The organism is Lentzea sp. NPDC005914 (assembly GCF_040629405.1).
GTDB lineage: Bacteria > Actinomycetota > Actinomycetes > Mycobacteriales > Pseudonocardiaceae > Lentzea.
Window position 1 is genome coordinate 22,485 of sequence record NZ_JBEXVQ010000063.1, and the last position, 8,063, is coordinate 30,547.

The window sequence follows — 8,063 nt, forward strand, 5'->3', positions numbered from 1 at the left end:
CTCCTCCAAGGGCTTGTGGTTACAGCTTGGGGGTGGGTTGCTGAGATGGTGCTGAGACTAGCGTTGTTGCTGGTTGGGGGCTTGTTGATCGCTGTTTGCCGGGTGTGATCCGCGGCTTTGTGGGTGGGTTGCGTTGCGTTGGGCGAGTCACGTTGCGTGCGATCCGCGACTTCGTGGGGTGGTCGCCTTGCTTTGGGCGTGTCCTGTTTAGGGCGCGGGGCTCCGCCCCGGACCCCGCCAATCTGATCAAGGACCAGCCAGCGCCGCTTGCGGGTTGATGGCACGCCTGGTGCGTTAGGCGGCTGCGCGTTCCGTAGGTGGTGCGGTCCGGGTGGGATCCCGTCCCAAGCCGAGCCGGAGCGCGGCAGACGATCAGGCACGACTCGTGACGGGACCCCACCCGAAGCGCACGGGAAAAGCATGCCTCGGCTTCGCCATCGGTACTGCTCGGCTTCGCCATCGCTTGAGGAGGCCTTCGGCGTTGCTGAGAGTCGGCTGAGATCTTGCGGGCGGTGAAGCTGAGAGCGCGGCATGCTGTGCTGTGTGAAGCCTCGAGTGCTGGTCGTGGACGACGAAGTCGGTGTGCGCCGGGCGTTGGAGCGTGGGCTGGCGGCTGAAGGGATGGAAGTCGTCACGGCCGCTGATGGGCCCACTGCGTTGCGGGTGGCGTTGACCGGGGCCTTTGACGTGGTGTTGCTGGACATCATGTTGCCCGGGCTGTCGGGGTACCGGGTTTTGCAGCGCATGCGGGCCGATGGGGTGCGGACGCCGGTGTTGATGGTGTCGGCCAAGGATGGCGAGGTGGACCAGGCCGACGGGCTGGATCTTGGGGCCGATGGGTACCTGGTCAAGCCGTTCAGCTTTGTGGTGTTGGTGGCGCAGGTTCGGGCCTTGTTGCGGCGTGGGGGTGGGGCTCGGCGGAAGCTGACGTTGGGGCACCTGGTGATTGATCGGGGGCTTCGGGAGGTCAGTTGGGCCGGGCAGGACGTTTCGTTGAGTCCGCGGGAGTACGCGGTGCTGGACGTGCTGGCGTCTCGGGCCGGGTCGGTGGTCACCAAGGACGAGTTGTTGCGGACTGTTTGGGGGGACGAGCAGGCTGCTACTCGGAATGCGGTCGAGGTTTACGTGGGGTACCTCAGGCGCAAGTTGGAGGCTGTGGGGGCTGGAGAGGTGGTGCGGACCATTCGGGGGCACGGATACATCGCGTCCACTCCGGACCTCGACAGTGCGTTGGGGAACAAGTGAATCCTCGCCGCTGGTGGTTTCGGCGCACGTTGCGCTTTCGGATCACCGTGGTGGCCACTGGGGTGGCGTTGTTGTGCTTGCTGGCGTTCACGGGGCTGGCGCCCGCGTTGATCGGGATCATTCAGATCACCGCGGTGGACCAGGAGTTGGCCAAGGCGCCGCCTCGGGTGTTGGACGTGTCGGGAGTGCCGGTGGACGGTGGGGCGCCGCTTCCGTTGACCTCGCAGGACATTCGGACGTTGAAGTCCGGGCAGCCGGTGTTGCGGCTGGACGGGGAGTCGGCGCACCGGTGGCGGGGGCGGGTGGTGTTCGGCGCGGACGGGACGCCTCGGCTCGAGGTGTACGGGAGCACGTTGCTCGGGTACGAGAACGCCAACACGTTGGGGACGCGGTGGTTGGCGGTCGCGGCTGTGCTGGTGGCCGGGCTGGTGGGGATCGCCACCTGGTTGTCGGTGCGGTCGTCGTTGCGGCCCGTGGAGCGGATGCGGGTTGCCGCCGGGGAGTTGCCGCACGGGGAGCGGTTGCCGGTGCCGCCGTCTCGGGACGAACTGCAGGCGTTGGCCGAGGCGTTGAACGCGCTGCTTGCCCGGCGGGATGAGGCGTCTGATCGGTTGCGGCGGTTCACGGGGGACGCCGCGCACGAGTTGAGGTCGCCGGTGGCGTCCGTGCGGGCGCAGGCCGAGGTTGCCGTGGCGCATCCGGATCCGGACTTCTCGATCGAGGTCCTGGAGTCGGTGGTGGAGGAGTCGATTCGGCTCAGTGCGCTGGTGGACGCGTTGCTGATCCTGGCTCGGGCGGACACGGGGGTGCCGCCTCGGGCCGAGGCCGTGGATTTGGTCCTGGAGGCCGAGGCGGCGATGGCGCGGCTGGGGACTGACCTGCTGGTGCGGTTGAACGCGCCTCCGTCGGCGTGTCTGGTGTCGGCCACCAGGTCCGAGGTCGAGCTGGTGCTGGACAACCTGATGCGGAACGCGGCTCGGTACGCGTACTCGACGATCACGGTGACGTTGGTGCCGGTGGGGCGGGACGTGCGGTTGCTCGTGGACGATGACGGGCACGGGATTCCCGTTGAGCACCGGGCGAAGGTGTTCGACCGGTTCTACCGGGTCGACGAGGATCGTGGGCGCGGGTCTGGTGGGTTCGGGCTCGGGCTGGCGCTGGTGGCGCATCTGGTGCAGCGGCGCGGGGGATCGGTGCGGGCTGCCGAGTCACCTGCCGGTGGTGCGCGTTTGGAGATTCGCTGGCCGTCCTGGTAGCAAGCTCAGGTGCCTGAGTTGCGAGCGTCGGCGCTGGTCGACGCGCCTGTTACAGCGGTTGCCGGTGCCCTGTTGGACACCGCGCTGATCAAGGGGTTCGGGGTGAAGGTGCCCGGAGCCCTGCTGGGGCTCGGGGACGTGCTCACCGGGCCGTTCGGGGTCAAGCTGACGGTGACACGGGCTGATCTGTCCGGTGTGTCGGCGGCTGGGGACTTTCTGGAGCTGCACACGGATCTCGTGGTCACCGGGGCCGGGACGATGGTGGTCGACCGGGTGAGCTGGACGACGGTCGGCGGGGTCGTCGGGCGGTTCGCGGACGTGACCGTCGGGCGCGGGATGGCCTTGCGGGTGCTGGAGAAGCGGTCGGCGTTGCTGGCGCAGCGGTGCCGGGAGCTGAGCGAGGCCAGGGTTGTCGTGGGGGCGGCGATCGTCCGGGATGGACGGTTGCTGGCCCAGCAGCGGGCGTATCCGGAAAGCCATGCGGGGCAGTGGGAACTGCCCGGCGGGCGGGTCGAGGCCGGCGAGAAGCCCGAAGAGGCGTTGATGCGCGAGTGCGTGGAAGAGCTCGGTGTGACGGTGGCCGTCGGTGACCAGGTCGGGCCGGATGTGCCGTTGAAGAAGGACATGGCGCTGCGGATCTACGCGGCGACCCTCGGCGGCGGTGAGCCGGAAGCGTTGGAGCACAACGCTGTCCGATGGCTCACCGCCGACGAGCTGCCCGGCGTGGACTGGCTGCCCGCCGACCGGGTGCTGGTGCCTGCCCTTCAGGCGCTCCTCAACTAAGGCCGGACAGGCGCAGGGCCGCGTCCAGGCGGTGCTGGGCGCGGTTCCGGGCCCGTTCCGCGCCCGCCTTGCGGATGCGGTCCAGCTCCGCCGGGTCGGCGAGGAGCTCGAGCGTGCGGTCGCGAACCGGGCGCAGCTCCTCGATCACGGCCTCCGCCACGACGTTCTTGAGGTCGGAGAACCTGCTCGTGTAGTCCTCCGGGTCCTTGCCGGTGCAGGAGCTGAGGATCTCGGTCAGGTTCGCGATGCCCTCCGTGGACGAGACGGCGCGGCGGACCTTGCGGCGCACCAGGTCCGGGTCGTCCAGGACGAACACGACGCCCGTGGAGTTCTGGGCGGACTTGTCCATCTTGCGCGCCGGGTCCGACAGGTCCTTGATGCGCGCGCCCACCTTCGGCACCACTGCCGTCGGGACGATGAACGCCTCGCCGTACGCGTGGTTGAAGCGGCGGGCGAGCGCGCGGGCCAGTTCGACGTGCTGGAGCTGGTCCTCGCCGACCGGGACCTCGGCGGTGCCCTGCAGCAGGATGTCCGCCGCCATCAGCACCGGGTAGGTCAGCAGGCTGAGGCGCACGGAGTCACGGCCGAGCGACTTCTCCTTGAACTGGATCATGCGCGCGGCCTCGCCGTACGTGCAGGTGCACTCCAGAACCCAGTTGAGGGCTCCCAGTTCGCGGATCAGGTCGCTCTGGACGCAGGTGCTCTCCGGGGCGATCCCGCTCGCGATCAGCACGGCGAGCTGTTCGCGCGTCATGGATCGCAGACGTTGCGGATTGTGCGACGACGTCATCGCGTGCAGGTCGCTGATGAAGTACACGTCGTCCTGCGTGCCCTCGCGTGCCCACGTGCGCAGCGCCCCGAGGTAGTTGCCCAGGTGGACCTGGCCGGAGGGCGTGATGGCGGAGAGACGGATCATGAGATTGGTCCTTTCGTGAAGGACCGCCCGGACGAAACGCACAAAAAAGCCGCCCGTCACGGGCGGCCTGTGGGTGCGTCAGCGCACTGCTACTCCGGCCGCCTGAAAGCGGCCCACCAGTAGGTGTTCAGAGTGCGCATGGTCAGCAGTATAGGACTACCGTTGAAGGATGTTCATCGTGCTGCTGAAGTACTCCGCGCCACTGGAACAGATCGACTACGCCCTCCCCGACCACCGAGAGTGGGTCGAGAAGCAGTACGAGCGAGGGCTGTTCCTCGCCTCAGGGCGTCAGGTGCCGAGGGTCGGGGGCGTGATCATCACGCGGCCGATGCCCCGCGGCAAGCTCGAAGCGCTGCTCGCCACGGACCCGTGGTGCGAGCAGAAACTGGTGAAGTACGAGATCTGCGAGTTCGAGGCGACGCGGACCGCGCCCGAGCTCATGAAGCTGAACGAGGCCGTGCTGCAGGGCTAGGGCCTTTGTGCGAGCCACGCGATCGCGGTGTCACGTACGCGATCGCCGGTGGCGCTTGAGTTGGAAACCGGTGTGTCGGGCGCGATCGGCGTGTTGCCGTAGACGCGGCCGGTGCGGTCGGCCATGTGCGCTGTGGTGATCGCGATCCGTGCGCCGTCGGGCAGCTTGAACGCCTGGTTCGCTGTGGCGTAGCCGGCCGTCGGTTCGCCGAACGTGCGGACGTTCTCCGCGCCCAGGAACGAGATCAGCACCGCCTCGCCGGAGCTCGCGGTGCGGCCGTCGACGAGCACCGCCACCCGCGCGTCGAGTGCGGCGGGGATCTTCGTCCTCCGGAACGCGGTGTGCCAGCCGTTGTAGACGTGGCCGCGACGGATGCCCCAGCCCTGGCCGCGGCCGTTCGGGCCGATGAACCGGCCTTTCTCCCCCTCGCCGAGCAGCGGGGCGACCACCGTGAGCATCGGGTGCATGTCGCCGCCGCGGTTGCCGCGCAGGTCGACCACCCAACCGGTTGGTTGGTTCGAGATCAGGTCGTTGAGCACGCCCAGTCCGGCTGTGACGTACGCGGCGCCGTTGCGGGCGTCGGTCTCAGGGATGACCAACCAGGCGGTTGCTTCGACCAACCGACCGGTTGGGACGGTGGGTTCGGGTGGCGTGCTCGCGCGATGGGACGTGACCAGATGGGTGTGAGGGTTGCCGAGCGTGGCGATCACCTGACGGATCGCGTCGTAGGTGTCCTCCGGGGTGCTCGCGCCGGCGGTGGCGAGGTGAGCTTGAGCACGTATTGAGGGCCAGTCGACCTTCGCGCTCTCCATCGAGTGACGCTGGAGGAGGTCGAGCGCCTTGTCGACGTACGCCCGAACCCTGGTGGTTCTCAAGCTGCTTTCAGCGCCTTCTTGGCCGCCTTCGCGGCCTTCTTCGCCGCCTTCTTACGGGCTTTGTCCCGCTCTTTCAGCAGGAAGGGGATCGGGCAGCGCTTGCACTGGGGTTTCGACCTGCAGCACTTCTTCTTGAGCTTTTTACCCACTGGTTGCACTCCACTCCGGCATGTGTCGCTAGAGTAGGTGAGGCTCACTTCACTAGGCACTCTTGTGTGGTAATGCCGACGCAGCCGGTAGTATCAAGAGCGGCCCTGCGCATCGAAGTGTCCGGCGCGAGCCCCTCCAACGCCTTCGAAGCTCTAGGAGTTCTGCGTGCCCACGGCCACCGCGCCCGGTCTTCAGACGCGCACTGACCTGCGCAACGTCGCGATCATCGCGCACGTCGACCACGGCAAAACCACGCTGGTCGACGCCATGCTGCGTCAGTCTGGTGCCTTCTCCGCGCGTGCCGAGCTGGTCGACCGGGTCATGGACTCCGGCGAGCTCGAGCGTGAGAAGGGCATCACCATCCTGGCGAAGAACACCGCTGTTCGCCGCCACACCCCCGAGGGCGACGTCGTCATCAATGTCGTCGACACCCCCGGCCACGCCGACTTCGGTGGCGAGGTCGAGCGCGCGCTCGCGATGGTCGACGGCGTCGTGCTGCTCGTCGACGCGTCCGAGGGCCCGCTCCCGCAGACCCGTTTCGTGCTGCGCAAGACGCTGGCCGCGGGTCTCCCCGTGATCCTGCTGGTCAACAAGGTCGACCGCCCCGACGCCCGGATCTCCGAGGTCGTCGAGGAGACCCACGACCTGCTGCTCGACCTCGCGACCGAGGTCGGCGCGGACGACTCCGTGCTCGACCTGCCGGTCGTGTTCGCCTCCGCGCGCGCCGGTCGCGCGTCGCTCACCCAGCCCGAGGACGGCGGCCTGCCGGACGAGGAGAACCTGGACACGCTGTTCCAGGTCCTGCTCGACCACATCCCGGCGCCGGTCGTCGAGGTGGACGCCCCGCTCCGCGCACTGGTGACGAACCTCGACGCCTCGACGTTCCTCGGCCGCATCGCGCTCTGCCGCATCGCCGCGGGCAAGATGCGCAAGGGCGAGATCGTCGCCTGGTGCCGCGAGGACGGCACGACCCAGCGCGTCAAGATCACCGAGCTCCTCATCACCGAGGCCCTCGACCGCATCCCGGCCGAAGAGGCCAGCGCGGGCGACCTGGTCGCCATCGCCGGCATCGCGGAGATCACCATCGGCGACACCCTCGCCGACGTGGACGACCCGCGCCCGCTGACCCGGATCACCGTCGACGAGCCGGCCATCTCGATGACCGTCGGCGTGAACACCTCACCGCTGGCCGGCCGCAACGGCGGCACCAAGCTGACCGCCCGCGTCCTCAAGGCCCGCCTCGACGCCGAACTCGTCGGCAACGTCTCGGTCCGCGTCCTGCCGACCGAGCGCCCCGACACCTGGGAGGTGCAGGGCCGCGGCGAGCTGGCCCTGGCCATCCTGGTCGAGCAGATGCGCCGCGAGGGCTTCGAACTGACCGTGGGCAAGCCCCAGGTGGTTACGCGCATGGTCGACGGCAAGATCCACGAGCCGTTCGAGCGCCTGACCATCGACGCCCCGGAAGAGCACCTCGGCGCCATCACGCAGCTCCTCGCGAACCGCAAGGGCCGCATGGAGAACATGGCAGGCCACGGCACGGGCCGCATCAAGCTCGACTACGTGGTCCCGTCCCGAGGCCTGATCGGCTTCCGCACCGAGTTCCTGACCGAAACCCGAGGCACCGGCATCGCGAACGCCGTGGCCGAGGGCTACGGCCCGTGGGCAGGCGAGATCCGCACCCGCCACAACGGCTCCCTGGTAGCCGACCGCACGGGTTCGGTCACCGCCTACGCAATGATCCAGCTGGCAGACCGCGGCACGTTCTTCGTGGAGCCGGGCGCAGACGCCTACGAGGGCATGGTCGTGGGCGAGAACCCGCGCTCCGAGGACCTCGACGTCAACGTGTGCCGCGAGAAGAAGCTCACGAACATGCGCACCTCCACCGCAGACGTGATGGAGACCCTGGCCCGCCCGCGCAAGCTGTCGCTGGAAGAGGCCCTGGAGTTCTGCGCCGTGGACGAGTGCGTCGAAGTGGCCCCGGAGGTAGTCCGCGTCCGCAAGGTGACGCTGGACGCCAACCTGCGCGGCCGCGAGCGCTCGCGCCTGAAGCAGCGCGGCTAATTCACCGCTGAACGCCTGACAGGGCGGCCGGGCCACAGTGCCCCGGCCGCCCTTCGTCGTCTCAGGCCAAAGCAAGAACTAGGGGTGGCCCGAGGACAGCAAGGTGATGCCGTGGCGTACCGACGAAGCCGAGCAATGGCGATGCCGCAGGCGAGCAGTCCCGAAGGCGAAGCCGAGGCAAGGCGACGCCGCAGGCGAGCTGCTTTTCCTGTGCGCTTCGGGTGGGGTCCCGTCACGAGTCGTGCCTGATCGTTTGCCGCGCCAGGATCGGGGTGTCAACTCGACACGCTTTTCGTCGAGTTGAC

The 8,063-nt window shown here is 68.4% G+C and carries 8 protein-coding genes; 5 read left to right on the plus strand and 3 right to left on the minus strand.

Annotated elements, in window-relative coordinates; genetic code table 11:
- Nucleotides 1-531 precede the first annotated feature (531 nt).
- From ABZ345_RS45830 to ABZ345_RS45840, 3 genes are all read left to right on the plus strand, one after another.
- The gene (locus ABZ345_RS45830) at nucleotides 532-1,245 is read left to right on the plus strand and encodes a response regulator transcription factor (protein ID WP_359861802.1); all 714 of its coding nucleotides are present in this window, start codon (nucleotides 532-534) and stop codon (nucleotides 1,243-1,245) included.
- 50 nt (nucleotides 1,246-1,295) lie between these two features.
- Nucleotides 1,296-2,501, plus strand: coding sequence for an ATP-binding protein (locus tag ABZ345_RS45835; protein ID WP_359861804.1), 1,206 nt, complete (start codon nucleotides 1,296-1,298; stop codon nucleotides 2,499-2,501).
- Between the two features lie 336 nt (nucleotides 2,502-2,837).
- A complete protein-coding gene (locus ABZ345_RS45840) occupies nucleotides 2,838-3,284 on the plus strand; it encodes a (deoxy)nucleoside triphosphate pyrophosphohydrolase (RefSeq protein ID WP_359861815.1) in 447 nt (148 codons plus the stop codon).
- Here the strand turns inward: ABZ345_RS45840 and trpS are convergent.
- Nucleotides 3,277-4,200, minus strand: a complete 924-nt coding sequence (gene trpS, locus ABZ345_RS45845; protein WP_359861806.1) for a tryptophan--tRNA ligase — start codon at nucleotides 4,198-4,200, stop codon at nucleotides 3,277-3,279. The two genes, ABZ345_RS45840 and trpS, sit on opposite strands and share 8 nt — an antisense overlap.
- Nucleotides 4,201-4,369: 169 nt before the next feature.
- Between trpS and ABZ345_RS45850 the strand changes: the two genes are divergently transcribed.
- Nucleotides 4,370-4,672 carry a YciI family protein gene (locus ABZ345_RS45850; RefSeq protein WP_359861807.1) on the plus strand — a complete coding sequence of 101 codons (303 nt, stop codon included), beginning with the start codon at nucleotides 4,370-4,372 and terminating at the stop codon, nucleotides 4,670-4,672.
- Here the strand turns inward: ABZ345_RS45850 and ABZ345_RS45855 are convergent.
- On the minus strand, nucleotides 4,669-5,547 hold the full coding sequence (locus tag ABZ345_RS45855; protein WP_359861809.1) for a S41 family peptidase: 879 nt from the start codon (nucleotides 5,545-5,547) through the stop codon (nucleotides 4,669-4,671). The two genes, ABZ345_RS45850 and ABZ345_RS45855, sit on opposite strands and share 4 nt — an antisense overlap.
- Complete coding sequence (locus ABZ345_RS45860) at nucleotides 5,544-5,696, minus strand: hypothetical protein (protein WP_196777594.1); 153 nt, start codon at nucleotides 5,694-5,696, stop codon at nucleotides 5,544-5,546. Before ABZ345_RS45860 ends, ABZ345_RS45855 begins: the two co-directional genes overlap by 4 nt.
- 166 nt (nucleotides 5,697-5,862) lie before the next feature.
- On the opposite strand from ABZ345_RS45860, the gene typA reads away from it, so the two are divergent.
- A complete protein-coding gene (typA, locus tag ABZ345_RS45865) occupies nucleotides 5,863-7,758 on the plus strand; it encodes a translational GTPase TypA (RefSeq protein ID WP_359861811.1) in 1,896 nt (631 codons plus the stop codon).
- The last annotated feature ends 305 nt before the right edge of the window (nucleotides 7,759-8,063 follow it).